At 61.0% G+C, this 24,217-nt stretch carries 19 protein-coding genes; 8 read left to right on the top strand and 11 right to left on the bottom strand.

The features are described 5' to 3' along the window. Positions 1-9 precede the first annotated feature (9 nt). The 5 genes from AC1RZR_RS23175 to AC1RZR_RS23155 all read left to right on the top strand — a co-directional run bounded on the left by AC1RZR_RS23175 (position 10) and on the right by AC1RZR_RS23155 (position 6,028). A complete protein-coding gene (locus AC1RZR_RS23175; protein ID WP_481826099.1) occupies positions 10-987 on the top strand; it encodes a quinone oxidoreductase family protein in 978 nt (325 codons plus the stop codon). 298 nt (positions 988-1,285) lie between these two features. Further along, on the top strand, positions 1,286-2,863 hold the full coding sequence (locus AC1RZR_RS23170; protein ID WP_477276745.1) for an ABC transporter ATP-binding protein: 1,578 nt from the start codon (positions 1,286-1,288) through the stop codon (positions 2,861-2,863). Further along, positions 2,860-3,990 (top strand): ABC transporter permease, encoded by a 1,131-nt coding sequence (locus AC1RZR_RS23165; RefSeq protein ID WP_477276743.1) that lies wholly within the window; start codon positions 2,860-2,862, stop codon positions 3,988-3,990. Before AC1RZR_RS23170 ends, AC1RZR_RS23165 begins: the two co-directional genes overlap by 4 nt. After that, a complete protein-coding gene (locus AC1RZR_RS23160) occupies positions 3,990-4,910 on the top strand; it encodes an ABC transporter permease (protein WP_477276741.1) in 921 nt (306 codons plus the stop codon). Before AC1RZR_RS23165 ends, AC1RZR_RS23160 begins: the two co-directional genes overlap by 1 nt. Before the next feature lie 50 nt (positions 4,911-4,960). Further along, on the top strand, positions 4,961-6,028 hold the full coding sequence (locus AC1RZR_RS23155; RefSeq protein ID WP_477276739.1) for a BMP family ABC transporter substrate-binding protein: 1,068 nt from the start codon (positions 4,961-4,963) through the stop codon (positions 6,026-6,028). Between the two features lie 47 nt (positions 6,029-6,075). On the opposite strand, the gene AC1RZR_RS23150 is transcribed toward AC1RZR_RS23155, so the two are convergent. The 7 genes from AC1RZR_RS23150 to AC1RZR_RS23120 all read right to left on the bottom strand — a co-directional run bounded on the left by AC1RZR_RS23150 (position 6,076) and on the right by AC1RZR_RS23120 (position 12,624). Beyond that, the gene (locus AC1RZR_RS23150) at positions 6,076-7,185 is read right to left on the bottom strand and encodes an acyltransferase family protein (RefSeq protein WP_481826098.1); all 1,110 of its coding nucleotides are present in this window, start codon (positions 7,183-7,185) and stop codon (positions 6,076-6,078) included. 100 nt (positions 7,186-7,285) lie between these two features. Continuing rightward, positions 7,286-8,599, bottom strand: a complete 1,314-nt coding sequence (rimO, locus tag AC1RZR_RS23145; RefSeq protein WP_481826097.1) for a 30S ribosomal protein S12 methylthiotransferase RimO — start codon at positions 8,597-8,599, stop codon at positions 7,286-7,288. Positions 8,600-8,747: 148 nt separating this feature from the next. Next, on the bottom strand, positions 8,748-9,407 hold the full coding sequence (locus AC1RZR_RS23140) for a TerC family protein (protein ID WP_379098011.1): 660 nt from the start codon (positions 9,405-9,407) through the stop codon (positions 8,748-8,750). 185 nt (positions 9,408-9,592) lie between these two features. After that, entirely contained in the window at positions 9,593-10,000 is a 408-nt protein-coding gene (locus AC1RZR_RS23135) for a DUF930 domain-containing protein (RefSeq protein WP_379098008.1), read from the bottom strand. Between the two features lie 56 nt (positions 10,001-10,056). Further along, entirely contained in the window at positions 10,057-10,755 is a 699-nt protein-coding gene (locus AC1RZR_RS23130) for a DUF2161 domain-containing phosphodiesterase (protein ID WP_481826096.1), read from the bottom strand. Between the two features lie 43 nt (positions 10,756-10,798). After that, positions 10,799-11,596, bottom strand: a complete 798-nt coding sequence (locus AC1RZR_RS23125; RefSeq protein WP_481826095.1) for a sterol desaturase family protein — start codon at positions 11,594-11,596, stop codon at positions 10,799-10,801. Between the two features lie 104 nt (positions 11,597-11,700). Next, the gene (locus AC1RZR_RS23120; protein WP_481826094.1) at positions 11,701-12,624 is read right to left on the bottom strand and encodes a class I SAM-dependent methyltransferase; all 924 of its coding nucleotides are present in this window, start codon (positions 12,622-12,624) and stop codon (positions 11,701-11,703) included. A 143-nt stretch (positions 12,625-12,767) separates the two neighbouring features. On the opposite strand from AC1RZR_RS23120, the gene AC1RZR_RS23115 reads away from it, so the two are divergent. From AC1RZR_RS23115 to AC1RZR_RS23105, 3 genes are read left to right on the top strand one after another with little or no spacing between them, the layout of a single operon-like run. Further along, positions 12,768-13,526, top strand: a complete 759-nt coding sequence (locus AC1RZR_RS23115) for a TylF/MycF/NovP-related O-methyltransferase (protein WP_481826093.1) — start codon at positions 12,768-12,770, stop codon at positions 13,524-13,526. Positions 13,527-13,540: 14 nt separating this feature from the next. After that, positions 13,541-15,568 (top strand): glycosyltransferase, encoded by a 2,028-nt coding sequence (locus AC1RZR_RS23110; RefSeq protein ID WP_481826092.1) that lies wholly within the window; start codon positions 13,541-13,543, stop codon positions 15,566-15,568. Then, positions 15,568-16,218 (top strand): class I SAM-dependent methyltransferase, encoded by a 651-nt coding sequence (locus AC1RZR_RS23105; protein WP_477276724.1) that lies wholly within the window; start codon positions 15,568-15,570, stop codon positions 16,216-16,218. Before AC1RZR_RS23110 ends, AC1RZR_RS23105 begins: the two co-directional genes overlap by 1 nt. A 73-nt stretch (positions 16,219-16,291) precedes the next feature. Here the strand turns inward: AC1RZR_RS23105 and AC1RZR_RS23100 are convergent, their stop codons facing one another. The 4 genes from AC1RZR_RS23100 to AC1RZR_RS23085 all read right to left on the bottom strand — a co-directional run bounded on the left by AC1RZR_RS23100 (position 16,292) and on the right by AC1RZR_RS23085 (position 23,798). Next, positions 16,292-17,632: an HlyD family type I secretion periplasmic adaptor subunit gene (locus AC1RZR_RS23100; protein ID WP_477276722.1), complete on the bottom strand. Its 1,341-nt coding sequence runs from the start codon at positions 17,630-17,632 to the stop codon at positions 16,292-16,294. Next, positions 17,632-19,425, bottom strand: a complete 1,794-nt coding sequence (locus AC1RZR_RS23095; protein ID WP_481826091.1) for a type I secretion system permease/ATPase — start codon at positions 19,423-19,425, stop codon at positions 17,632-17,634. The genes AC1RZR_RS23100 and AC1RZR_RS23095 overlap by 1 nt, the downstream gene beginning before the upstream one ends. A 17-nt stretch (positions 19,426-19,442) precedes the next feature. Next, complete coding sequence (locus AC1RZR_RS23090; RefSeq protein ID WP_481826090.1) at positions 19,443-20,933, bottom strand: calcium-binding protein; 1,491 nt, start codon at positions 20,931-20,933, stop codon at positions 19,443-19,445. A gap of 171 nt (positions 20,934-21,104) precedes the next feature. Then, complete coding sequence (locus AC1RZR_RS23085; protein ID WP_481826089.1) at positions 21,105-23,798, bottom strand: M10 family metallopeptidase C-terminal domain-containing protein; 2,694 nt, start codon at positions 23,796-23,798, stop codon at positions 21,105-21,107. Between the last annotated feature and the right edge of the window lie 419 nt (positions 23,799-24,217).

Below are 24,217 nucleotides of genomic sequence, written 5' to 3'. Positions count from 1 at the left end.
AGCCCAATCATGTCCAAAGCGATCCGCATCCACGCCCATGGCGGCCCGGAAGTTCTGACCTATGAGGATACCGATCCCGGTCAGCCGGGATCAGGGCAGATCCTGATCCGGCATACGGCGATCGGCCTCAATTTCATCGACGTCTATCACCGCACGGGCCTTTATCCGCCGCCTGGCGGATTTCCGCTGATCCCCGGCAGCGAGGCTGCCGGCGTCGTGCTGGAGGTCGGCCAGGGCGTCGACTGGCTGAAGCCGGGCGACCGGGTCGCCTATTCGACGAATGTCGGCGCCTATGCCGAACAGCGCGTCATTGCCGCCGACAGGGTGGTGAAGATTCCGGACGGCATAACCGACGAACAGGCGGCCGCGATGATGCTGAAAGGCATGACCGCCGAATACCTGCTGCGCCGGACTTTCAAAGTGAAAGCAGGCGACACGATCCTGTTTCATGCTGCCGCCGGCGGCGTCGGGCTTATCCTCGGGCAATGGGCTAAACATCTCGGCGCGACCGTCATCGGCACCGCCAGCTCGACCGACAAGATCGAACTCGCCAAGGAGCATGGCTTCGATCATGTCATCAACTACAAGGAACAGGATTTCGTCGCCGGCGTCGCCGTGATCACCGGCGGCCGCAAATGCGACGTCGTCTACGATTCGGTCGGCAACGACACGTTTCCGGCTTCGCTCGACTGCCTGAGGCCGCTCGGCATGTTCGTCAGCTTCGGCCAGTCCTCGGGACCTATCCCGCCGTTCAGCATGTCGTTGCTGGCCCAGAAGGGCTCCCTGTTCGCCACAAGGCCGACCTTGTTCGTCTACAATGCAAAACGCGAGGACCTCGATGCCTCAGCAGCCGCCTTGTTCGAGGTCGTGCTCAGTGGCGCCGTCAAGGTCAAGATCAATCAGCGCTATGCGCTCAAGGACGTCGGCAAGGCGCATTCCGACCTTGAAGGCCGCAGGACAACAGGGACGACCATTCTCATCCCTTAGACTATGTTGAGATTCAGGTGGACTATGTTGAGATTCAGGTGACGCCGGCCTGCAAATGGCGGCTTCCTGCGCTTCCGGTGCTCACGTACTTCAAATGCGCTCCGCTCCGGTGCTCGGAAACCAGCATTTTCGGCTCGGCCTGACCTGCATCTCAACACAGCTTCGTCCCTTCTGCCTTGCTATCCCTTGAATTTCCGCTGAAATTCTTGAAGCTCTTTCAAGACGCGTGCCGCTTTCCGATGGGAGCAGGCCGCGCCTACCATGCTTGCGGGAACACAGAACATATCTGGCTAACCAGATGGGAGGCACTGTGAGTGCAAATCAGGACGGTACGAACCTGCTCGAGGTCCGTGGCCTCACCAAGATATTCGGTACGCTGACCGCGTGCGATCATATCGATCTCGACATCGCCAGGGGTGAAATCCACGCTCTGCTTGGCGAAAACGGCGCCGGCAAGTCGACGCTGGTCAAGATGCTGTTCGGCTCTCTGGAGCCCAATTCCGGCGAGATCTTCTGGAACGGCCAGGCGGTCAGGATTTCCAGCCCGGGCTTCGCCAAAAAGCTCGGCATCGGCATGGTGTTCCAGCACTTCTCGCTGTTCGAGGCGCTGACCGCGGCCGAGAACATCGCGCTGTCGCTGGATGACGGTTCGCCGATCAGCAGCATCGCGGCGAAGGCGAGAGCGCTTTCCTACAGCTACGGCCTGCCCCTCGATCCTGAATCGATGGTCGGCGACCTGTCGGTCGGCGAGCGCCAGCGCATCGAGATCATCCGCTGCCTGCTGCAGACACCGCAGCTCATCATTTTGGACGAGCCGACCTCGGTGCTGACGCCCCAGGAGGCCGACAAGCTGTTCGAGACGCTGGAGCGTCTGCGCTCGGAAGGCAAATCCATCCTCTACATTTCGCACCGGCTTGAAGAGGTCAAACGCATCTGCGACCGCGCCACCGTGTTGCGACATGGCAAGGTGGTCGGCCACTGCAATCCGCGCGAGGAAACAGCCTCTTCGCTGGCCCGCATGATGGTCGGCAACGAGGTCCAGGCCGTGGTACGTGCGCCGGTCGAGGGGATCGACAAGGCGCAGCCGCTTCTCGAAATCCGCAACCTCAGCCGCAAACCGGCAACGCCGTTCTCTATACCGCTCAAGAACATCAGCCTGAACGTCCGCGCCGGCGAGGTGATTGGCATCGCGGGTGTCGCCGGCAACGGCCAGGGAGAGTTCTTCGAATCCGTCTCCGGCGAGGTGTTGCAGCAGGATGCCGCTTCCGTGCGCATTCGCGGCAAGGATGCGGGCGGCCTCACCATCACCGGACGCCGCTTGCTGGGCGCCGCCTTCGTGCCGGAAGAACGCCTTGGCCACGGTGCCGCGCCGCGCATGAAGCTTTCCGAAAACCTGCTGCTGTCGCGCCATGCCACTGACGGCAAGGCGTTTGTCGGCTCCGGCGGAATGGTCAAGAGCGGCGCCATCTACGCCGCCGCCCAACGCATCATTGAGGCGATGGACGTGCGCAAGAGCGCGCCCGATCCGGAGGCCGCGGCACTTTCCGGCGGCAATCTGCAGAAATTCATCGTCGGCCGTGAACTCGACCGCCGGCCAAGCGTCATGGTGGTCAACCAGCCGACCTGGGGCGTCGACGCGGGCGCTGCCGCCCACATCCGGCAGGCCCTGATCGAATTGTCGCGCAGCGGATCGGCGGTGCTGGTGATCAGCCAGGATCTCGACGAGCTGTTCGAGATATCGGATGCGATCGCGGTCATGCACAATGGCGAGCTGTCCAGGCCGCTGCCGATCGCCGAGGCGACCTTCGAGAAGGTCGGCTTGCTGATGGGCGGCGCTGAACCCGGCCACGCCGAACACACGCTGGAGACGGCATGATGCGCCTCGAACTCGTCAAACGCCCGCAGCGCTCCGCGCTGTTCTCGGCCCTGTCGCCATTCATCGCCTTCGCGCTGACGATCATCGCGGGCGCCATCATGTTCGCGCTGCTCGGCGTCAATCCGTTGACCGCGTTCCGGATCTACTTCATCGAGCCGGTGAGCCAGGTCTGGCAGCTGCATGAATTGGCGATCAAGGCGGCGCCGCTCATCCTGATCGCTGTCGGCCTGTCGGTCTGCTACAAGGCCAACATCTGGAACATTGGCGCCGAAGGCCAGTTCATCCTGGGCGGCATCGCCGGTTCGATCATTCCGGTGCTGTTTCCGCAGTTCGAAGGTCCGCTTGTGTTGCCGCTGATGCTGTTGCTCGGCATGGTTGGCGGTGCCGCCTATGCGGCGATCCCGGCTCTGCTCAAGACGCGCTTCGGCACCAACGAGATCCTGACCAGCCTGATGCTGGTCTATGTCGCCCAGCTTTTCCTCGACTGGCTGGTGCGCGGACCGTGGCGCGATCCGCAGGGTCATGGTTTCCCGCAAACGATTCAGTTCAACGACTCGGCCGTGCTGCCGGAGCTGCTGCCGGATGCCGGGCGGGCAAACTGGGGTTTTGTGTTCGCGCTGGTCGCCGCCGTGCTGGTCTGGATCCTGATGAGCCGGATGCTGAAGGGTTTTGAAGTTCGCGTGCTGGGCTCAAGCCCGCGGGCAGGGCGTTTCGCCGGCTTCGGCCTCAACCGCATGGTGTTCTTCGCCTTCCTGCTGTCGGGTGCCTTGGCAGGCCTTGCCGGCATCTCGGAAGTCTCCGGCGCCATCGGCCAGCTGCAGCCCGTCATTTCGCCCGGCTACGGCTTCACCGCCATCATCGTGGCGTTCCTTGGCCGCCTCAACCCGCTCGGCATCGTTGCCGCCGGCCTGGTGCTGGCGCTGACCTATCTCGGCGGTGAGGCGGTGCAAAGCGCGCTCGGCATCTCCGACAAGGTGGCGCGGGTGTTCCAGGGCATGCTGCTGTTCTTCGTGCTCGGCTGCGACACGCTCATTCACTACCGCATCCGCCTGATTGGCCTGGCACTGACCAAACCGGAAGGTGCCGCGAAACTCGAAGCCGCGCCAAAGTTGAAGGAAGCCCGTTGATGGACATCACCATAAACATCCTTCTGACCATAGCCACCGCGGCAACGCCGCTGTTGATCGCGGCGATCGGCGAACTGGTGGTCGAGCGCTCCGGCGTGCTCAATCTCGGCGTCGAGGGCATGATGATCATGGGCGCCGTCGGAGGCTTCGGCGCCAGCTATCTCACAGGATCACCCTGGATCGGGTTGTTGGCGGCAATCGCCATGGGCGCGGTGTTCTCGCTGCTGTTTGCCGTGATGACGCTGTCGCTGGCCACCAACCAGGTGGCGACCGGCCTGTCGCTGACCCTGCTCGGCCTCGGCCTCTCCGGCATGATGGGGACGAGCTTTGTCGGCCAGCCCGGCGAAAGGCTGCCCAACCTCGACATCCCCGGCCTGACTTCGATCCCTGTCATTGGCAGATTGCTGTTCGGGCAGGACCCTATCTTCTACATCTCGATCGCCCTGACCGCCGCCGTGATGTGGTTCCTGTTCAAGACCCGGACCGGACTGACGCTGCGCTCGATCGGCGACAGCCATTCGTCAGCCCATGCACTGGGCATCCAGGTGATCCGCTACCGCTATCTCGCGGTGATCTTCGGCGGCGCCTGTGCCGGTCTCGCCGGCGGCCATCTGTCGCTGGTCTACACGCCGCAATGGGTCGAGAACATGAGCGCTGGCCGCGGCTGGATCGCGCTGGCGCTGGTGGTGTTCGCGTCGTGGCGGCCATGGCGGGTGCTGGCCGGCGCCTACATCTTCGGCGCGGTGTGGATCGGCCAGCTTCATGCACAGGCTTTTGGCATTCCGGTGCCTTCACAGTTTCTTTCTTCGCTACCCTATCTGGCAACCGTCGTGGTTCTCGTTCTAATCTCGCGCAACAAGCGTCTGACGATGATGAACACGCCGGCTTCCTTGGGGCAGCCATTCGTTCCGGATCGTTGACAATAAAAACAAACGGGAAGCTCCAAGGCTTAACACAGAGAGGTAACACAATGAAAAAACTGCTTATTGCCCTGATGACCACGACAGCGGCCTTGTCGCTGGCGGCGTCCGCAGAGGCAGCCGACAAATTGAAAGCCTGTTGGGTCTACACCGGCCCGATCGGCGATTTCGGCTATTCCTACCAACACGACCAGGGCCGTCTCGAGGTGGAGAAGGCGCTCGGCGATAAGGTCGAAACCGCCTATCTCGAAAACGTCTCCGAGGGCCCCGATGCCGACCGCGCTTTCGAGCGCCTGGCGCGCGAAGGCTGCAAGATCATCTTCGGCACCTCCTTCGGCTTCATGGACCCGGAAGTGAAGGTGGCCAAGAAATTCCCCAAGGTGATGTTCGAGCACGCAACCGGCTACAAGACCGGTGACAATCTCGGCATCTACAATGCGCGTTTCTATGAAGGCCGCTATGTGCTCGGCCAGATCGCCGCCAAGGAATCGAAGGCCGGCGTCGCCGGCTACATCGTTTCCTTCCCGATCCCCGAAGTGGTGATGGGCATCAATTCCTTCATGCTCGGCGCGCAGTCGATCAACCCGAACTTCAAGGCCAAGATCGTCTGGGTGAACTCGTGGTTCGATCCGGGCAAGGAAGCCGACGCCGCCAAGGCGTTGTTCGACCAGGGCGCCGACATCATCGTCCAGCACACCGATTCGACCGCCGCCCTGCAGGTGGCGGAAGAGCGCAAGCTGCACGGCTTCGGCCAGTCCTCCGACATGATCAAGTTCGCGCCGAACGCGCAGCTGACCTCGCTTACCGACGAATGGGGGCCGTACTACATCAGCCGGGTCCAGGCTGCCCTCGACGGCACCTGGAAGCCGGACAATGTCTGGCTTGGCATCAAGGACGGCGCGGTCAAGCTCGCGCCCTACACCAACATGCCCGACGACGTAAAGGCGATGGCCGAAGCCACCGCAAAGAAGATCGCCGGCGGCTGGAATCCCTTCACCGGACCGATCGCCAAGCAGGACGGTACGCCGTGGCTGAAGGATGGCGAGGTCGCCGATGACGGCACGCTGCTCGGCATGAATTTCTATGTGAAGGGTGTCGACGACAAGCTGCCGCAGTAAACGGCACAGGATACCAAAAAGGAAAGGGCGCCGTGTGGCGCCCTTTTTCATTCGGCGGCTTGCGTCCCGGCTTGGGTGCGGCGAAATCTCGCCGAGCTGCCGACATCGACCGCGCGGCCGAGCCAAATCCTCAGCAGCCGCTGCGCCGGTTGTTCGCAGCAGCGCCAGATCGCCCACGAAACAATGAGCATGAGTGCGATGCAGCCAAAGGCAGCAAGCCATTTGCCGACCAGAGGAGCTGCGGCATTGATGGCGAGATAGCCGATGTTCTGGTGCAGCAGATAGAGCGGATAGGTCAGCCCGCCGAGAGCCAGGGTGAGGGCCGATGACCGGACACGATGGCGCAACAGCACCGCGCCGATGAGCGCGCCATGCATGACGACATTGGCGACGACGAGATTGGCCGACGAAACAGCAAGGCCGTAGTGGTCCAGCATCCAGTGCTGCGTCACGGATAGCGTGCCACATGAGATCAGAAACGCGGCTGCAAGCAGCAGCAAGGCGGGCAGGGAACGGCCATGCGCATGGAGGTGGTGGACCAGCACGCCGGCGGCGAAGTACGGCCCGAACTCGGTGATGAACAGCAACCTTGCCGCGCCGCTGCCGAGGAAGAATTCGTTGAAAGCCGAGATCGCCAGCCAGATGAAGATCAGCTCCAGCTTGCGTCTCTGGAAGAGCCCGGTGAACAGGGCCAGCGTCACCCAACCGTAGAAAACCAGTTCAAGAACGATCGACCAGTAGACGCCATCCATGAAAGGCTGGCCGAAGGCCGGCGCGAACATCGACAGATTGGCGGCATATTGGACAAAAGAGGCCGGAAGCAGCGGTGTGCCGGAAAGGATGACGATCGCGAAAGTGATCGTCATGCAGAACAGGAAGCCCGGATAGAGGCGAACGAAACGCGCCATCGCGAACTGGTCCCAGCTCCGGTTTTCCGCAGACCAGGCAATCACGAAGCCGCTGATCAGAAAGAACAGATTGACGCCGAGATAGCCATGGATGGCGATCGGTGCGGCAAGCGGATATCCCTCCGAGAGAAAGCCTTCGGCGGCCGCACCACGAAAGAAATAGTGAAAGAGCACGACAGCCAGCGCCGCAGCCAGCCTGAGCAGGTCCAGCGTGGCGATGTAGTCCTGCCTGGCGGGGCTGACGTCCATCCGAATTTTCCGCATTCCCGGTCGGGAAGCCATACTGCGGATCGTGGCGGAGTGGGTTAAAACACCGAACTATTGCTGAATGTAGTAAATGCGCGGAGCGTCAGACCGCCGAGCCGTAGAGGTCATAGGCATCGGCGCGGTCGATCTTGACGGTGACGATGTCGCCGGCACGCAGCGGACGGCGCGACTGGATGTGCACCGAGCCGTCGATTTCGGGCGCATCGTATTTGGTGCGGCCTTTTGCCGATATGCCATGCGCTTCATCGATCAGCACCGGCAGGCGCTTGCCGACCTTCTTGGCCAGTTGCGTCGCCGAGATCTTCTGCTGGCGCTGCATGAAGCGATGCCAGCGCGCTTCCTTGATCTCCTGCGGAACCTGTTCGAGACCGAGGTCGTTGGAGCGGGCGCCACGCACCGGCTCGTATTTGAAGCAGCCCGCGCGATCGATCCTGGCCTCGTCCAGCCAGTCGAGCAGCATTTCGAAATCCTCGTCCGTCTCGCCGGGGAAGCCGACGATGAACGTCGAGCGAATGGCCAGATCCGGGCAGACCTCGCGCCAGCCGCGAATGCGTTCGAGCGTCTTTTCGCCATGGGCGGGCCGGCGCATGTTCTTCAGCACCTGTGGCGAGGCGTGCTGGAACGGAATGTCGAGATAGGGAAGGATCTTGCCCTCGGCCATCAGCGGGATCACGTCCGCGACATGCGGGTAGGGGTAGACATAGTGCATGCGCACCCAGATGCCGAGCTTGCCCAGTTCCTCGGAAAGATCGAGGAATTTCGCCCGCACTTCGCGATCGCCGAACATGCTGGTCTGGTACTTGATGTCGATGCCGTAGGCGCTGGTGTCCTGCGAGATGACGAGGATCTCCTTGACGCCGGCCTTGGCCAGTTTCTCGGCCTCGCGCAGCACATCGGCCGCGGGGCGCGAGACGAGGTCGCCACGAAGTGCTGGAATGATGCAGAAGGTGCACCGGTTGTTGCAGCCTTCGGAAATCTTGAGATAGGCGTAGTGGCGCGGGGTCAGCTTGACGCCTTGTGGCGGCAGCAGGTCGATATAGGGATCGTGCGACGGTGGCGCCGCTTCGTGAACGGCAGCCATCACGCTCTCATAGGCCTGCGGCCCGGTGATCGCCAGCACATTGGGGTGCCTCTCGCGAATGACGTCCGGCTCGGCACCAAGGCAGCCGGTGACGATGACCCTGCCGTTTTCCGAAAGCGCGGAACCGATGGCGTTGAGCGACTCGTCACGGGCGGAATCGAGAAAGCCGCAGGTGTTGACCACGACCAGGTCGGCGCCGTCATGCTTGCGTGCGATCTCGTAGCCCTCGGCGCGCAGGCGCGTGATGATGCGTTCCGAATCCACAAGGGCCTTCGGGCATCCAAGACTGACAAAACTCACGCGAGGAGCGGACATATAGCGTTTCCGGGCTTTTCAGGATTGCCGGCGCAGTACCACACTTATTGCGGCATTGGTATGGGCACGCCTTCGATGCGGCAAAACGCACGGCGATTGCGCTGCGGAACATACTTTTCCGGATCGAGGAAGCGGCAGGAGGGGGGCCTCAGCCGACCGCGCCGTTTACATGCGGCCAGACTTCCACTGCGCCACGATAGACCATGTCCACCGCCACATAGAGGATGATCAGCAGACCGATATAGGCGATCCAGCGGTGGCGATGCAGCAGCTTGGCAATGAAAGTCGCCGCGAGCCCCATCAGTGCGATCGACAACACCAGGCCGATGACCAGCACCGGGAAATGATCGCGCGCAGCACCCGCGACGGCCAGCACGTTGTCGAGCGACATCGACACGTCAGCGACGACGATCTGCAACGCTGCCTGGCCGAGCGTCTTACGCTTCGTCTTGCCGGCCACCATCTTGTCGCTGTCGAGATCGGAGTTCGACAGCGCTTCGGTCGCTTCCAGCTCGTCGGCATGGGACGTGCGCAGCTCGCGGTACATCTTCCAGCAGACCCACAGCAGCAAGATACCGCCGGCCAGCAGCAGGCCGACGATCGCCAGGAGCTTGACGGTAACCGCGGCAAAGCCGATGCGTAGCACAGTTGCCGCCAGCACACCGATGAGGATCGCCTTCTTGCGCTGTTCGGTCGGCAGGCCGGCGGCAGCCAGCCCGATGACGATCGCATTGTCTCCCGCGAGCACGAGGTCGATGGCGATGACCTGGAGCAGGGCGGTCAGGCTGGCAGCGCTGAAAATGTCCATCGACCGGAAGCCCTTGCTGATTTGCCGAGTGTTCGTCGATTATCCAGACGGCCCTAACTTGGTGGTCCCTTGGCGTCAAGGGATCACTCGTTACGACGTGACCAAACCATCTTTGCGCCGAAGCCGGATTGAGGATCGGCGGCGCTCGCCTGCAGCCGGGCAAAACCACCACTGCCGATCAAAAATCAGTCGTAGAGATTGTACTTTGCCCAATCGGCTTCCGGAATCTCGTCGCCGATCCGATAGCGGAGCTGCAAGACTTCCATATGATCCGGCGCCGTCTGGCACTTGAATTTCAGCCGGTACCATTGCCCCTTGCTGCGAAATGCGGCACCCGGGCTCCTGATTGCATCAGCGCCCATTTCAGGCGTTGCGAAGGCGTAGGCGACGACGCGATCCGCCTTGAACTTGCGATCGTCGTGGGTGATCCGGTCGAGCACTTCGGCGTCGCAACGCTGTTCGAGCCGGGTTTGGGGATCGAGTTTCAACAACCCGGCACGCAATGCACTGTCCATTGCGTTGGCTGGAAAACTCAGTGTCACGGACGCCAGGGCGGTCATGCAGAGCTTCTTCATGGGCGGGAGAAGCAGCATATTTTGTCGGAGAAATCAACCAAGGGGATCACCTCGGACCCGGCATGCATCCTCAATTAGATGGCCGGAGCGTTCAACATTACGTGTCGAGATTCATCGTGCGATGCCTGCGGCCAACGGACCAGCGAGGCGCGGCCGGCATCCGTGAGATCATAGAGGCCGCGGTCGACGCGCGCGAACCAGCCATAGACATTGTGCCGCAGAATTTTCGGCGCGATCGGCGTCAGCGCCTTCAGATCGCGCGAGCGCTTGGGTCCATCCACCATGGCGGCGGCGCAGGCGAGGGCGCTCTGGCGATAGGCGGTCATGATCGGATTGCGCGATCCTCCTCCCGCGACAGGATCGCCGCGACGGCGCTGGTGCTCGTCGACCAGGCGAGAGCGACGGCGGGTATTCTTGCGCGGCGCCACGGCGATCGGGCTGAGAAGCACCTCGACCCGGTCATTAGCGGTAACGCCAAGCAGGCCGAAGCCAAGCCGGCGGCAGAGATTGCGAAACCGCGCATCGCCTTCGCGTCCCTTGCCCCGGGCCGACAGGCGCGCGGCCAGCCACACCTCGTCGCAGACCGTGGCGCGATCGACACCTTGCAGCACCAGCTCAAGATTGAACTGCAGCTTCAACTCGCAGATGACGACAATGGGCGGCTCTCCGTCGCGCAGCGCGACGATGTCGCAGCCGCCGATCTCGCCCTTGACGACAAAGTCGAGGGTTTCGAGGAACCGCTTCACCGGCGCATAGAGTGAGGTCTCGTTCATGCCTCAAGGCTTAGCCGATTCGGCGCAAAAAGCCTTCCAGCTGTCAGGCTTCCGTGCTCGGCGCTGTTCGGTTCGACAGCTTCCTGCGGCGCAGCAGCGGATAGCCGGTCTGACCAAAGTAGGTCGAGGGGATCGGATCATCGACGCCGTACTTCTCCGGCACCTTGTTGCCGGTGGCATTGTAGGTGCCGAACACCACGTCCAGCAGAGGCAACTGACCGGCGAAGTTCTTGTCATAGGCTTCGCGCTGGTTGGCATGGTGCCAGCGATGGAATTGCGGGCTGGCGACCAGCCATTTCAAGGGTCCAAACGAAATCCGCACATTCGAATGAACAAGCAGCGTGTGCCAGAAGTAGATGCCCGAAAAGACGGCGATCGAGGCTTCGGAGAAGCCAAGGAAAAAGATCGGTGTCAGCGATATTGCCTTCGTGAGGATGGCGTCGATCGGGTGGGAATGGAAAGCCCCGAGCCAGTCCAGTTCGTCAATGCCGTGATGAACTGCATGGAACTTCCAGAGCGCAGGGATTTCGTGGAAGGCCCTGTGCGTCCAATAGACGCCGATGTCTGTGATCAGGATGATTTCGGCAACCTGCAGCCATATGGGCTGACCACTGACGGCCTGGGTTATCGATTGCGGGACAAGGATTGCAGCGGCGCCGAGGGCACTGGCCGCCATCATGATGATGGCTGCCTTTATGATGAAGCCGTTGAACAGCACATAAATCAGATCGACAGCCAAGCCCTTGCGGAAGATCTTCTGCGGCCGCTCGGCAAACAGATGTTCGAACGGAATGAAGATCAGCGCGCAGATCAACAGCGACTTGATGCCAAAGATATCCATTCGCCCGCCTGTATCGCCTTGTCTTCGCAGTGCGCCACTTGCGCTTCCAGCTCATGAGAAGAACCACATCTCCCTTTCAAAAGGCTGAAGCGGTCTCCCGCCAATCAGCGTGCAAAGCCACGTTTGATACGATCGACCACCGCCCTGAACGGGGTAGATGCACGCCACGTCGTGCTCGACAACATGGCGTCCAGGCGAGCCTGCGCGTCCCGGCACGCCTCTCGCGTACGTTCAATCTCCTCGACCAAGCGCGAATTGTCCGAGCGCAGATGCTCCAGCTCGGCATCATTTTGGCGCGAGTGCACGCTGGCTATGTGAGACCATAGCTGCCGTTGCCATCGGTCCAGGGAAGTCTCCCGGTCCAACGCGTGAGGCTGGAGCTGATCCCGGACCGCGGATGCCAGCCTGCCGAGGCCTATCACGGCCACGGTGTCTGGAAGGAACACCGTCTCGTGCGTGATGCCGAGACGATCGAGAAAGCGCTCCGCATTGACAATCGCGTCCGCGATCAGGTTGGCGTCGTGGAAGGAAACGATGCAGTCCGGTTTCATAAGCGACAGGACGCCGACAAAGTCCGAAAAACAGGCCGTGTTCGTGTGCTCTGCGTCGATAAGCGCGAGCGTTGCCTTGGGCCCGATCGACTCCGGAGGTACAGCGGAGACGTCGCTATCAATGGTGGTCAGTTTGGCCAATGCGGCGGGCGGAAGCCTGTCCGACAGCAGGGCGATCATCCGGGCCGCGGTGTTGTCGGGGTAGTGAAAAACCTCGGCACGTTCGTCGGGCTGGGTCGCTGGACGCAGATCGACCGATATCGCCGCCTCACAGGTCGGATCGATCAGGTGCGGTAACAGGCTGCCGCCGATATCCGAGCCAACCTCGAGGTAGACGTAGCGGCCGAGCATCGATCGGGCGAAGTTCTGCACGCGCAGGAAACTTGTTTGGTCACTGAGCGTGCTTCCGCTATTGACTTGGAAAACAGCAGTGTCGAGCGTCTCGATCATGCCCATCGCTTGATTGGCGGTTAGCATTCAGGGGACTCCGTTGGACAATTAGTTGCAGCTCGCCTGCATCGCGCGGCTGGGCTGGATCGTGCAAATCCTGTTGCACTTCGGCTGGATATCCGCAACAGCGTATTTCGATACGGAACCGGTGATGCCTTGAAAGGTCGACGATGAACCGCCTCTATACAGATCTTCTGATCAAGATCATCGCCAATACAATCTACGGCTCTGGTTCGCAGGTGATGGATCCCTCGAAAATGGGAAAGTCGACCCCTTTCAAGCGCGAGGATCGCCTCGTGGGTCGCGATTGGCCGACGGTTGCTCATTCGATGGCGGGCATCAGGCGTCTGACGAATGTGCGCGATCTCGTCCAGCGCGCCATCGATGAGAACGTGCCCGGGGATTTCATTGAAACCGGCGTCTGGCGCGGCGGCTGCTGTATTCTCATGAGAGGTGTGCTTGCCGCCAACGGGATCAAGGACAGGAAGGTCTACGTTGCGGACTCATTCGACGGTTTGCCACCGCCGGACCCCGAGAATTTTCCGGCTGATCGGGGTGACACGCTGCACGAGTTCCGGCAGTTGGCGATCGATCAGGCACAGGTCGAATCCAACTTTGCCGCCTATGACCTCTTGGACGACCAGGTGGTCTTCGTCAAAGGCCTGTTTGGAGACACCTTGCCTGGCCTGAAAGCCGGTCCATTCGCCCTGATTCGACTGGACGGCGACATGTATGAGTCGACGACGGACAGCCTCGATGCGCTCTATCCTCGGCTGTCGCCCGGCGGATTCGCGATCATCGACGACCTTGCGCTTCCTCCATGCCGGCAAGCGGTCGAGGACTACCGCGCGCGCAACGGCATCAAAGCCGAGCTCCACGAGATAGACTGGACAGGCGGTTGGTGGCAGAAGCCAATGGCTGACAACTGAGCCACGGAAGCGCGATGAAAACGAACTACCTGTCCGTCGTCGTTGTCGCCTACAACATTCCCCGAGAACTGCCGCGAACCTTGCTTTCGCTCGCATCGCCTTATCAGCAAGGCGTGACGGCGGACGATTACGAGGTCATCGTCATCGACAACGGATCATCACCGGCCGTTGGCGAGGGCTTGGTTGCGGACTATGGGCCGAACTTTCGCCTGTTGCGCATCGACGACGCGTCACCCTCGCCCGCTGCTGCCGTCAACCGCGGGATCAAGGAGGCGAGGGGGGACAACATCGGCGTGATGATCGACGGCGCAAGGATCGTGACGCCCGGGTTGGTGCATTTCGCTCGCATCGGCCTGGGCATGGCTCCGACGGCAGTCGTGGCCGCGCCTGGCTGGTATCTTGGCAGCGACACCCAGGTGAATGCCCGTAGCAATGGCTATACGAAGGCCATCGAGGATTCGCTTTTGCAATCGATCCGATGGCCGGAAGATGGGTATCGGCTGTTCGAGATCGGGACGACGGACGAGTCGTCGGTCGATCCGTGGTTCACCCCGATATCCGAAGCCAATGCCCTGTTCATGAGCCGGGAGAGCTGGCAGGCGATCGGCGGCATGGATGAGCGCTTCACCTATCCGGGAGGCGGCTTCGTCAACATCGACACGCTCGAACGTGCGATGGAGATGCCGCGGGCAAAGCTCATCCTCACGCTTGGCGAGGCTACATTTCACCAGTTGCATGGAGGTGTCGCCACCAACGCAACCGTCGAGCAGCCCAAACACTGGCTCCTCTGGAAGGCCGAAAGGGACGCGTTGAGGGGTCGCGAGGACTTTAGCTTTCACGCCCCCTCGGCTTTCGTGGGATCGCTGCCTCCAGCGCTTGCGCCGCACCTTGCCCGCGCCCTGATTGTGTCTCCACACGGCGCCGGGCCAGCCACGGCCGCGGGCTTCAGGGCGCAATTGAAGCCGTCGGAAGAACCCGCGCCGACCAACCAGGCAGCCGCGGCGCTTGTCGAGTTGGCCAAGGTCGAGTTGGAGCGCGGGAATTACAAGGCGGCGGCAGACGTCGCCCGCATGGCAAGCAGCCATGCACCCGCCGAGCTGGCAACGTCGCGCGTGCTTTTGGCCGCCGGCGTTCTTTCGCGGTACAATCAGCATCGGGATGCCGCCTATTTCACGGCCATGGGTGATGCGCACCGTGCCATCGGCGAGAACGAAGCGGCTGATAGTCAATACCGCAACGCACTGGCGCTTGCCGCCGATAGCGTGGGTGCCCATACCGGCTTGGCCAGCATGCGGATGTCGGGGCCCTTCTACTACGACTGGCTGGAGCGCCTTTATGCAGAGCTGAAGCCCGCCGTGGTGGTGGAGATAGGCGTCTTTGACGGCGTATCGCTTTCCAAGATCAAGGCTCCAACCCTTGCAATAGGCATCGATCCCAATCCACGCGCGACGGTGGCGCTCGGCGCGGAGACGCACATTTTTCCGGAGACGAGTGACGCCTTCTTTGATCGCGGTGGAGCGGACGCCTTGCTTGCCGGCCGCCCGGTCGGCGTCGGATTCATCGACGGTTTGCACACCTTCGACCAGGTGCTGCGCGATTTCGCGAACCTTGAACGCTATTGCGACGCCGGCTCGGTTCTGCTCGTGCACGACACCGCCGCCCTGGACGATGCGACGCAAAAGGTTCCGCCGACAACGCAATTCCACACCGGTGATGTCTGGAAATTGGTTCCGGCACTCAAGACGCTGCGGCCGGACCTCGACGTGTTCACCATTGCCACGCCCTGGACCGGGCTCACCGTCATATCCGGCTTCGGCAAGGGCAGATACGATCGTTCATGGATTGTCGACGCGAGCCAACGCTTTGCCAACATGAAGTTTGCCGAGATCGAGGCAAATCTTGGCGAAGCGCTTTGCCTGGTTGCAAACGAATGGGAGCCCGTGTTTGCGCGGCTCAGAGCCAACCTCGCCGGCAAAGGCGGTGGCAGTCACAATAAGGGCAACTGGCGGCGGCAAATTGCGAAGCTGATGAAGAGGCTATGATGGGCGGGTTCCTGCATCAGTACTTTTTGAACAACAGCGGCAAGGAGATGTACAAGTGGCTGCACTATTTCGACGTCTACGAACGCCACTTCGAACGGTTCCGAAACCGAAGGCCGGTCGTCGTTGAAATCGGCGTCTACAAGGGAGGATCGCTCGAGATGTGGCGTGCCTATTTTGGTGAGGGCGCGCGAATCGTCGGAATAGACATCGATCCTGCATGCAAGGCGCACGAGTCCGAAGGGGTTGAGGTCTTCATCGGGAGTCAGGACGACCCTCAACTTCTCGATCGGATCGTCGGGAAATATGGCCCCATCGACATCGTCATCGATGATGGCAGCCACATGATGGATCACGTCATCGCGACATTCGAGCATCTCTATCATCACGTGCAGCCGAACGGGGTCTACTTCGTCGAGGACACGCATACGAGCTATTGGGATGACTATGGCGGCGGGCTGCGCAAGCCGGGATCGTTCATGGAATTCGCCAAGGGAAAGCTCGACGAGATCAACGCGCATCACACGCGCGGCGCCTTGCCGCCGAACGCCTTCACCAACGCAACAGACTCGATCTGTGTCTATGACAGCATTGTCGTCTTTGAAAAACGGCCGCAGGGCAAACGTCAGTCCCTCTTCACAGGACAGGGATAGAATCCGCTCACGGGCACACGCCTGCGGGTCGGTCCGAACTGGAGGTAATCTGCGCCTAACGATCTTGGGGCAATTATTCCCTGAAGGCCCGGGAGAGCTGATCGGTGATGGGTTTCATCAGATAAGACCAGACAGTGCGGTCACCGGTCTGGATATGCAATTCGGCAGGCATGCCCGGAATGAGCCGGGTTGCCGTTTTCAGGCAGGTCGCCTCGTCTGTAATGTTGATGCGGGCCTCGTAATAGGCAGTCTTGTTGGCTGCGTCCTTGACCAGATCGGGGGAGATCCGATCCACCGTTCCATGACACTCCGGCGTGGTGTTGCGGTCGAAGGCCGAGAAGCGGATGACGACCGCCTGGCCAAGGCTGACATCGTCGATGCGCAAGGGCGGAACCTGGGCATCGATCACCAGATCGTCCGTCTGCGGCACGATCAGCATCATGGTCTCGCCAGATGCGACAACGCCGCCAACCGTGTGGATCGCAAGTTCCTGCACCACGCCTGATTGCGGGGCCTTTATCGTCATATGGCCCAGCTGGTCTATGGCCACCTGCTTGCGCTCCACCAGTTCGGCCTCCTTGCCTTCGGCCTCGCGCAGGTCGGCATTGGCGCTTTTGCGAAAGTCGTTGTCGAGCTGGATCCTGGCCAGCGCGTTCTCGCTGATGCGCCCTTCTACTTCGGCGATCGCAGCCAGGAGCCTTCCAGCCTCGCCCTTTTGCTGGATCGTCTGCGTCTTCAAAGCGGTCAGGCGGTCCAACGATGCGAACCTCTTGGCGTAGAGATCCTGGATAATGGTGAGATCGTTGGTCGCTAGGTCAAGAGCTTCCAGGGCTGCGGCGCGCTGGGCTTTGAGGCCTTCGATCTGTTCGCGATATTGATCGTTGCGGGTTCCAAGCTGCGCCTTCTGGCTTTCCAGAAGCGTCATGTTGCTTTGATGCAGCGCGTTTTCACCCGCGATGAGGATCGCCATTGCGGGATCGCTGGCCCGGGCGGATAGATCGTCCGGGATGATCATCTCGTCGCGGCCAATGGTCTCTGCCTCCAGGCGGGTCATTTGCAGCCGCGCGCGGTCCAGCTGTTGGCCGACGATGCCGAGATTTGCGCGCGCCACCGTATCGTCGAAGCGAACCAGGATCTGGCCGGCCGTAACCTTGTCGCCATTTCGCACAAGGATTTCGCTGACGGTTCCGCCAGTCTGCTCCTGCACCTTCTTCACATTCGATTCCACCACCACCGTTCCGTTGGCGATGACCGCACCGGCAAGGGATGTGGTCCCGGCCCAGATGCCGATGCCGCCAACAAGTGCCGCGACAACGACAAGGCCGGTTCCAATGGTCGATCGAACTCCGTCATCGCGCATCGACGGGCGTTGCAATGCGGGCAGGGTTGCTGCGTGCGTTGCCGCCTGGGTCATCAGGGCCGCCTGTCATGCAAGGTCACGACCGTTGGTACACGCTCGCCGCCCGGGTTCTGTTCAGGCCGCACATTGGCCGGGCGCGTCATCTTCGCCAGCACTTCGTCCCGTGGTCCCATCGCCTGTACCGTTCCGCCGGCCATGACCAGCACGTTATCGATATTCGCCAAAGCTGCGGGCCGATGCGCGATGACGACGATGATGCCACCTCGATCGCGCACGCCCCTTATGGCGGTGCCCAAGGCGATGTCGCCTTCGCCGTCCAGATTGGAATTCGGTTCGTCCAGTACGACGAGGAACGGATCGCCATACAATGCCCTCGCCAGACCGACCATCTGACGCTGGCCTCCGGATAGCGCGGAGCCGCCTTCGCCGATACGCGTCTGGAAACCGTCGCTCAGCCGCAGGATCATCTGTTTGACCCCGGCAGCTTCTGCCGCCGCAACGACGGCATCCGCGCTCGCATTGGCGTTGAAACGGTTGATGTTCTCGGCAACTGTACCCTCGAACAACTCGATGTCCTGCGGCAGGTATCCGATGTCGCGTCCAAGTGCTTCTTCATCAAATTGATCAAGTGCGGCCGCATCGAGACGCACAGTGCCGCGAAGCGGGGTCCATGCGCCGACGAGCGCGCGCGCCAGCGTGGACTTGCCTGACGCGCTTGCTCCGATGACGCCCAGCCCGGCTCCCGCCTGCAAGGAGAACGCCACATTCTGGATGATCGGTTTTTGCTGGCCGGGAGCACCGACCGAAATGGCCTCGACCGACAGCGTCTCCCGCGGTCGCGGAAGCGTCAGAGGCGCTTCTTGTGCATCGGCATTGCGCAGCATCTGCGTGAGCCGGCCATAGCTCTGTCTGGCAGAAACCCATGGCCGCCAATTGGCAATGACGAGATCGACGGGCGACAGTGCCCTGGCAAGCATGATCGACGTCGCAATCATGACGCCAGGCGACGCCTCGCCTTCGATCACCAGGTAAGCGCCAAGTCCGAGCATCAGCGATTGCAGAATCATCCGCCACGTACGGGACACGGTCCCGGTGGCGCCGACGACGTCGGTAATGCGCAACTGATTGGCAAGATACGCTTCGCTCCGGTCTTGCCAGAGACGGCTGATACGAGGTCCCATGCCAAGCGCGCGGACCACCTCCGCATTCCGGCGCCCGGCGTCGGAAAGCTGCCTGCGGGAAATGGACGATTCCATCGCTCGTTTGGCGGGTCCCCGGCTTAGCCCTTCGGCAACCAGCGTCAGCAGCACGCTCACGATCGCGCCGCCTGTCGCAAGCGCTCCAAGCAGCGGGTGGAGGAAGAAGATGCCGACCAGATAGAAGGGCAGCCAGGGTAAATCGAAGAATGCTGTCGGCCCCGATCCCGAGATGAAGCTGCGTATCTGGTCGAGATCGCCGATCGGCTGAAGCCGTGTGCCTTCCTGGCCGGACCTGAGAGGGAGCGAGACAGAGAGAGCAAAGACAGCGGGTTGCAGGCTTGTATCGAAACGCCTGCCGATCCGTGCAAGGAGCCTGAGCCGCAGGAGATCAAGCAAACCATAGGCGATATAAAGACCCGCCATGGCGATCGAGAGCACTGTCAGGGTTGGAATGCTATGCGAAGGCAGGACGCGGTCATAGACCTGAAGCATGTAGAGCGAGCCGGTCAGGCCAAGCAGATTGATCATTCCTGAGAACAGGGCAACGCAAACCAGCGCCGCGGCGCACGACCTCAGCGCCCGGCTGGGCGCGGACAGGCCCGTTGGGGCGGCACGGGAGCCGCCACGGTTCTGTATCTGAATTGCCACGTGCCCCCGCTTAAAGTTCAGACTACGACGAAATCGGCATTCGTCAGCGCCAGGTTTGCGGCGAGAGTGGCGAAATGGGTCGAGCCGCCCGCCGCATTGCCGTTGCTGTCATAATAGAGCCAGCCGGTGTCGGTCTCGTAAATGATGTGATCGTTGCCGTCGCCGGCAAGACCCGTGGTGTTCTTGATGAACTGGTCGGCCGTCAGCGTGCCGTTGCCGCCAAGCGCTGCAAAGATCAAATTGTCGACCTGGATGGTGTCGTCGACCACCGAGAAGTCGGTGATGTGGTCGACATTGGTCGATGCATTGAGCGCTGAGGTGAAGACGAAGCTGTCCTGACCCTGAGCGCCGGACAGCGTGTCGTTGCCGCCGAGCCCATTGATGATGTTGTTGCCGGAATTGCCGCCGATGACGTTGGCGATGGAATTGCCGGTGCCGTTGATGTTTCCTGCGCTGCGCAGCTGCAGGTTTTCCAGCTCCTGGCCGGAGAGATTGAAGCTGACATAGGCCTGCACATTGTCGGTGCCTTGACCAATCACATCGACCACGTGATCGCCCGCATTGTCGACATAATAGGTGTCGTTGCCCTGAGCGCCGCTCATCGTGTCGGCGCCGCCAAGGCCGTTGATGATGTTGTTGCCACTGTTGCCGTTGATAATGTTGGCAATCGAATTGCCGGTGCCGTTGATGGATGCGGCGCCGCGCAATTGCAGGTTCTCCAGCTCCTGGCCGGAGAGGTTGAAGCTGACATAGGCCTGCACATTGTCGGTGCCCTGGCCGATGGTCTCAATGACATGGTCGCCGGCATTGTCGACATAGTAGGTGTCATTGCCTTGAGCGCCGCTCATCGTGTCGGCGCCGCCCATTCCGTCGATGATGTTGTTGCCACTGTTGCCGTTGATGACATTGGCAATGGAATTGCCGGTGCCGTTGATCGAGACCGCGCCGCGCAGCGCCAGATTTTCGATCTCCTGGCCGCTCATGTTGAAGCTGACATAGCTCTGCACATTATCCGTGCCCTGGCCATTCACCTCAATGACGTGGTCGCCGACATTGTCGACCCAGTAGGTGTCATTGCCGATGCCACCCTGCATGGTGTCGGCGCCTGCGCCGCCATTCAAGGTGTCGGCGCCGCCGAATCCATAGAGCACGTCGTGCAGAGGCGTTCCGTTCAGCGTGTCATTGCCACTCAGCGCAAGATTGAGCAGGCCCATCGTGTCATTGGTCAGGACGAAGCTCACAACGTCGGTGGCTGCTACGTTCAGGCCCGTGATCTGCAACACCGTGCCGCCAGCCACGACATACAGGACGGATGTGATCGTTCCACCGGTAGGGACGCCGGCGCTATAAGTGAATCCAGAGCCCTGAAAGAGTGTGTAATTCGACGCGTCGTCAAAAAACCTTGCATATTGAGGCTGCGGGTCCTCGAAGTCGTAGTCGAGCAGTGCTCCCACCTGCAGCGTATCGAAATTCAGCCCAAAAACCGTACCACCGCTGACCACAGCCATGACGTTCTCCCAGCCAAGATTAATACCCCACCGTATAACTTACGAGGTTTCCTGAACCAGTACAACTGACCGTTTTTACTTGCAGTTGGCCGGCGAGGGTAGGGACGGATTCGTTGCGATGGACTTTGGCGGCGGTGGCCACCTCCGCTTCGGACGAACCGGCAGACCTCTTTACACCACGACGAAATCGGCGCTGGTCACCGCCAGGTTGGCGGCCAGCGTGGCAAAAACGGTCGAGCCGCCTGCTGAACTACCGTTGCTGTCATAATAGAGCCAGCCGGTGTCGGTCTCATAGATGATGTGCTGGCTGATATTGGCAGCGGTGCCCGACGCGTTGGCGACAAACTGATCGGCCGTCAGCGTGCCGTTGCCGCCAAGCGCTGCAAAGATCAAATTGTCGACGCATATGGTGTCGTCGGCCACCGAGAAGTCGGTGATGTGGTCGACATTGGTCGAGGCATTGAGCGCCGTTGTGAAGACGAAGCTGTCCTGACCCTGCGCGCCGGACAGCGTGTCGTTGCCGCCGAGCCCATTGATGATGTTGTTGCCGGAATTGCCGCCGATGACGTTGGCGATGGAATTGCCGGTGCCGTTGATCGAAGCTGCGCTGCGCAGCTGCAGGTTCTCCAGCTCCTGGCTGGAGAGATTGAAGCTGACATAGGCCTGCACATTGTCGGTGCCCTGGCCGATGGTCTCAACGACATGGTCGCCGGCATTGTCGACATAATAGGTGTCGTTGCCCTGTGCGCCGCTCATCGTATCGGCGCCGCCCATTCCGTCGATGATGTTGTTGCCGGAATTGCCGTTGATGATGTTGGCGATGGAGTTGCCGGTGCCGTTGATGGAGGCCGAGGTGCGCAGCTGCAGGTTCTCCAGCTCCTGGCCGGAAAGATTGAAGCTGACATAGGCCTGCACATTGTCGGTGCCCTGGCCGATGGCCTCGACGACATGGTCGCCGGCATTGTCGACATAGTAGGTGTCGTTGCCTTGAGCGCCGCTCATGGTGTCGGCGCCGCCAAGGCCGTCGATGATGTTGTTGCCACTGTTGCCGTTGATGATGTTGGCAAGAGCATTGCCGGTGCCATTGATGGATGCGGCGCTGCGCAGTTGCAGGTTCTCCAGATCCTGACCGGAAAGGTTGAAGCTGACATAGGCCTGCACATTGTCGGTACCCTGGCCGCTGGTCTCAACCGCGTGATCGCCAGCATTGTCGACATAGTAGGTGTCGTTGCCCTGAGCACCGCTCATGGTGTCGGCGCCGCCGAGGCCGTCGATGATGTTGTTGCCGGAATTGCCATTGATGATGTTGGCGATGGAGTTGCCGGTGCCGTTGATGTTCGTTGCACCGCGCAGCTGCAGCTTCTCCAGCTCCTGGCCGGAAAGGTTGAAGCTGACATAGGCCTGCACGTTGTCGATGCCCTGGCCGATGATCTCAACGATATGGTCGCCGGCATGGTCGACATAATAGGTGTCGTTGCCCAGGCCGCCCCGCATCGTGTCGGCGCTGGCACGGCCATCCAGGACGTTGTTGCCGGAATTGCCTATCAGCGTGTCGGTGCCGAAACCGCCGTTGGCATTCTCGATTGTCGCCCCAAAGGCAATTGAAACATTGCCGCGGAGGCCGCCGATATTGGAGAAACTGCCTGCCGCCAAACTGATGAGCTGGGCTTGGCTGAAGCCGGACGCATCCAGTGTATCGACACCACCGGCATCCCAAATGCAGATCGCAGGCGAGGTGTTTATGGCGAAGTTGTACACGTCTCCTGCATTGGAACCAAAACCGTAGACGGTGTTGCCCGTGCGCGTCGTCATATTGGCGCCGTAGAGCTGCTGAACCGCCAGAATGTCATACAACATCAGTGTGTCAGGGTAGTCATTTAAGTCCGATGTCCCATAGGCCGATGCCCCGGTGTTGGTTTCGTCAAAATAGCTCATAACGGTGTATTGGTTGCTGTCCTGGATGAACTGGGCGTCTTGGCCGTAGCTGAGAGTCTGTCCAGGCGTGGTGTTGTAATCGCCGGGATGTGACAGGCCGATCGCGTGGCCTGTTTCGTGCAGGATCGTCTGATAATCGTAAGAGCCGATCGGCAGACTTTCCGTGTGGATGGCGTCGGTGTTCAAATACACGTCCCCGGAAATGTCGCCCGGCGCCGTCGTTCCCGGATAGATTGCGTAGGCTCCTGCAGGATCCTCCTCCGATGTGTAGTTTCCAAACAGCATCGTCGCGTTGTTGCTGGTGCCGCCGGGATTGACTTGCGTGAAAGTCAGGCCGCAGACAGACGAATACATGGCAAGCACAGACTTGACGGCAGCGACTTCCGCGGCAGTCAACTGGCTGAAGGGGGCAGCAAACCCTTGCGAGTCCGTGCAATTGACGTCCGTCGTACGCACAGCCCATGTCACGGTCGCCGGTTGCCCGGGCGTCGTGCTCCAACTGCTTTCGGGCGTCAGGATCGCGCCGGCGCCCATCAATTCGTCATAGCTAGCCCGGGTTCCGCTCACCACGGAAACGCCATACTGCCCCGCATACCAATCGAATGATGAGCCGGCATTGATGAAGTAGTCGCCCGTGGCCGTCGCCGTGTAGGTAACCGTCGAATAGTAACCTGGGCCGCTGTCATCGTCGGCCGCGATCAATGTTCCGGCCGCGTTCATGAGAGACAAATAGGTATCACCGACATTGTCGCCGAGCGCGCCCTCGCCGACTTGCGCAAATGTATAGGTCTGGCCCGCCACCAGATGGACCCGGTACCAATCATGGTCGCCGCCGGAAGACAGATGGCCGGTCGCCGTCTGGCCCACTGCCAGGGTGTAGCTCGTGGCGGTGGACGCTGCCGCATCCGTTGTTTCGGTGACGTTTGGCATTGCCTTCCCCGTTTGCCCTTCCAGCGGCCGTACCGCTTAATTATCCATAATGGCCGCGAGGTTCAGAACCTGCGCCTGTCCGACTGCCTTATTCGCTGTCGTTCGCCTTGCCCTAGCCGCACAGACGTTCTGCCACTTCGAGTGCCCCCCGAAGAACTTCCTGATGTTTCGCTGCCGGCGCTGCGGATCCGCGGGGACAGGGTCGTGCTTGTTGAGGTCCGACGAATGCCACGACGATAGCGCCTTTCCGTGGACCGGCCTGGTCTTGACCCGGCGACCGTCCAAAATTTCTCGGCTTGGTGACAGTAGCGACCATCCATGCCTGCCGCCATCATGATCGGCCAAAGTCGCATTCCGAAATATACAATCGTTTTCCGCGCAGCCGAATGCTGACGGTCAACTGCTGAGCATCTGTTTTC

This window comes from Mesorhizobium bavaricum, assembly GCF_056781655.1.
The sequence above is the reverse complement of the archived record's forward strand: the minus strand, read 5'-3'. Positions and strand labels throughout refer to the sequence as shown.

Coding starts and splice junctions, on each gene's coding strand:
- AC1RZR_RS23175 (WP_481826099.1), top strand. CDS start 10: ATGTCCAAAGCGATCCGCATCCACGCCCATGGCGGCCCGGAAGTTCTG.
- AC1RZR_RS23170 (WP_477276745.1), top strand. CDS start 1,286: ATGGGAGGCACTGTGAGTGCAAATCAGGACGGTACGAACCTGCTCGAG.
- AC1RZR_RS23165 (WP_477276743.1), top strand. CDS start 2,860: ATGATGCGCCTCGAACTCGTCAAACGCCCGCAGCGCTCCGCGCTGTTC.
- AC1RZR_RS23160 (WP_477276741.1), top strand. CDS start 3,990: ATGGACATCACCATAAACATCCTTCTGACCATAGCCACCGCGGCAACG.
- AC1RZR_RS23155 (WP_477276739.1), top strand. CDS start 4,961: ATGAAAAAACTGCTTATTGCCCTGATGACCACGACAGCGGCCTTGTCG.
- AC1RZR_RS23150 (WP_481826098.1), bottom strand. CDS start 7,185: ATGGACGTCAGCCCCGCCAGGCAGGACTACATCGCCACGCTGGACCTG.
- rimO (WP_481826097.1), bottom strand. CDS start 8,599: ATGTCCGCTCCTCGCGTGAGTTTTGTCAGTCTTGGATGCCCGAAGGCC.
- AC1RZR_RS23140 (WP_379098011.1), bottom strand. CDS start 9,407: ATGGACATTTTCAGCGCTGCCAGCCTGACCGCCCTGCTCCAGGTCATC.
- AC1RZR_RS23135 (WP_379098008.1), bottom strand. CDS start 10,000: ATGCTGCTTCTCCCGCCCATGAAGAAGCTCTGCATGACCGCCCTGGCG.
- AC1RZR_RS23130 (WP_481826096.1), bottom strand. CDS start 10,755: ATGAACGAGACCTCACTCTATGCGCCGGTGAAGCGGTTCCTCGAAACC.
- AC1RZR_RS23125 (WP_481826095.1), bottom strand. CDS start 11,596: ATGGATATCTTTGGCATCAAGTCGCTGTTGATCTGCGCGCTGATCTTC.
- AC1RZR_RS23120 (WP_481826094.1), bottom strand. CDS start 12,624: ATGCTAACCGCCAATCAAGCGATGGGCATGATCGAGACGCTCGACACT.
- AC1RZR_RS23115 (WP_481826093.1), top strand. CDS start 12,768: ATGAACCGCCTCTATACAGATCTTCTGATCAAGATCATCGCCAATACA.
- AC1RZR_RS23110 (WP_481826092.1), top strand. CDS start 13,541: ATGAAAACGAACTACCTGTCCGTCGTCGTTGTCGCCTACAACATTCCC.
- AC1RZR_RS23105 (WP_477276724.1), top strand. CDS start 15,568: ATGGGCGGGTTCCTGCATCAGTACTTTTTGAACAACAGCGGCAAGGAG.
- AC1RZR_RS23100 (WP_477276722.1), bottom strand. CDS start 17,632: ATGACCCAGGCGGCAACGCACGCAGCAACCCTGCCCGCATTGCAACGC.
- AC1RZR_RS23090 (WP_481826090.1), bottom strand. CDS start 20,933: ATGGCTGTGGTCAGCGGTGGTACGGTTTTTGGGCTGAATTTCGATACG.
- AC1RZR_RS23085 (WP_481826089.1), bottom strand. CDS start 23,798: ATGCCAAACGTCACCGAAACAACGGATGCGGCAGCGTCCACCGCCACG.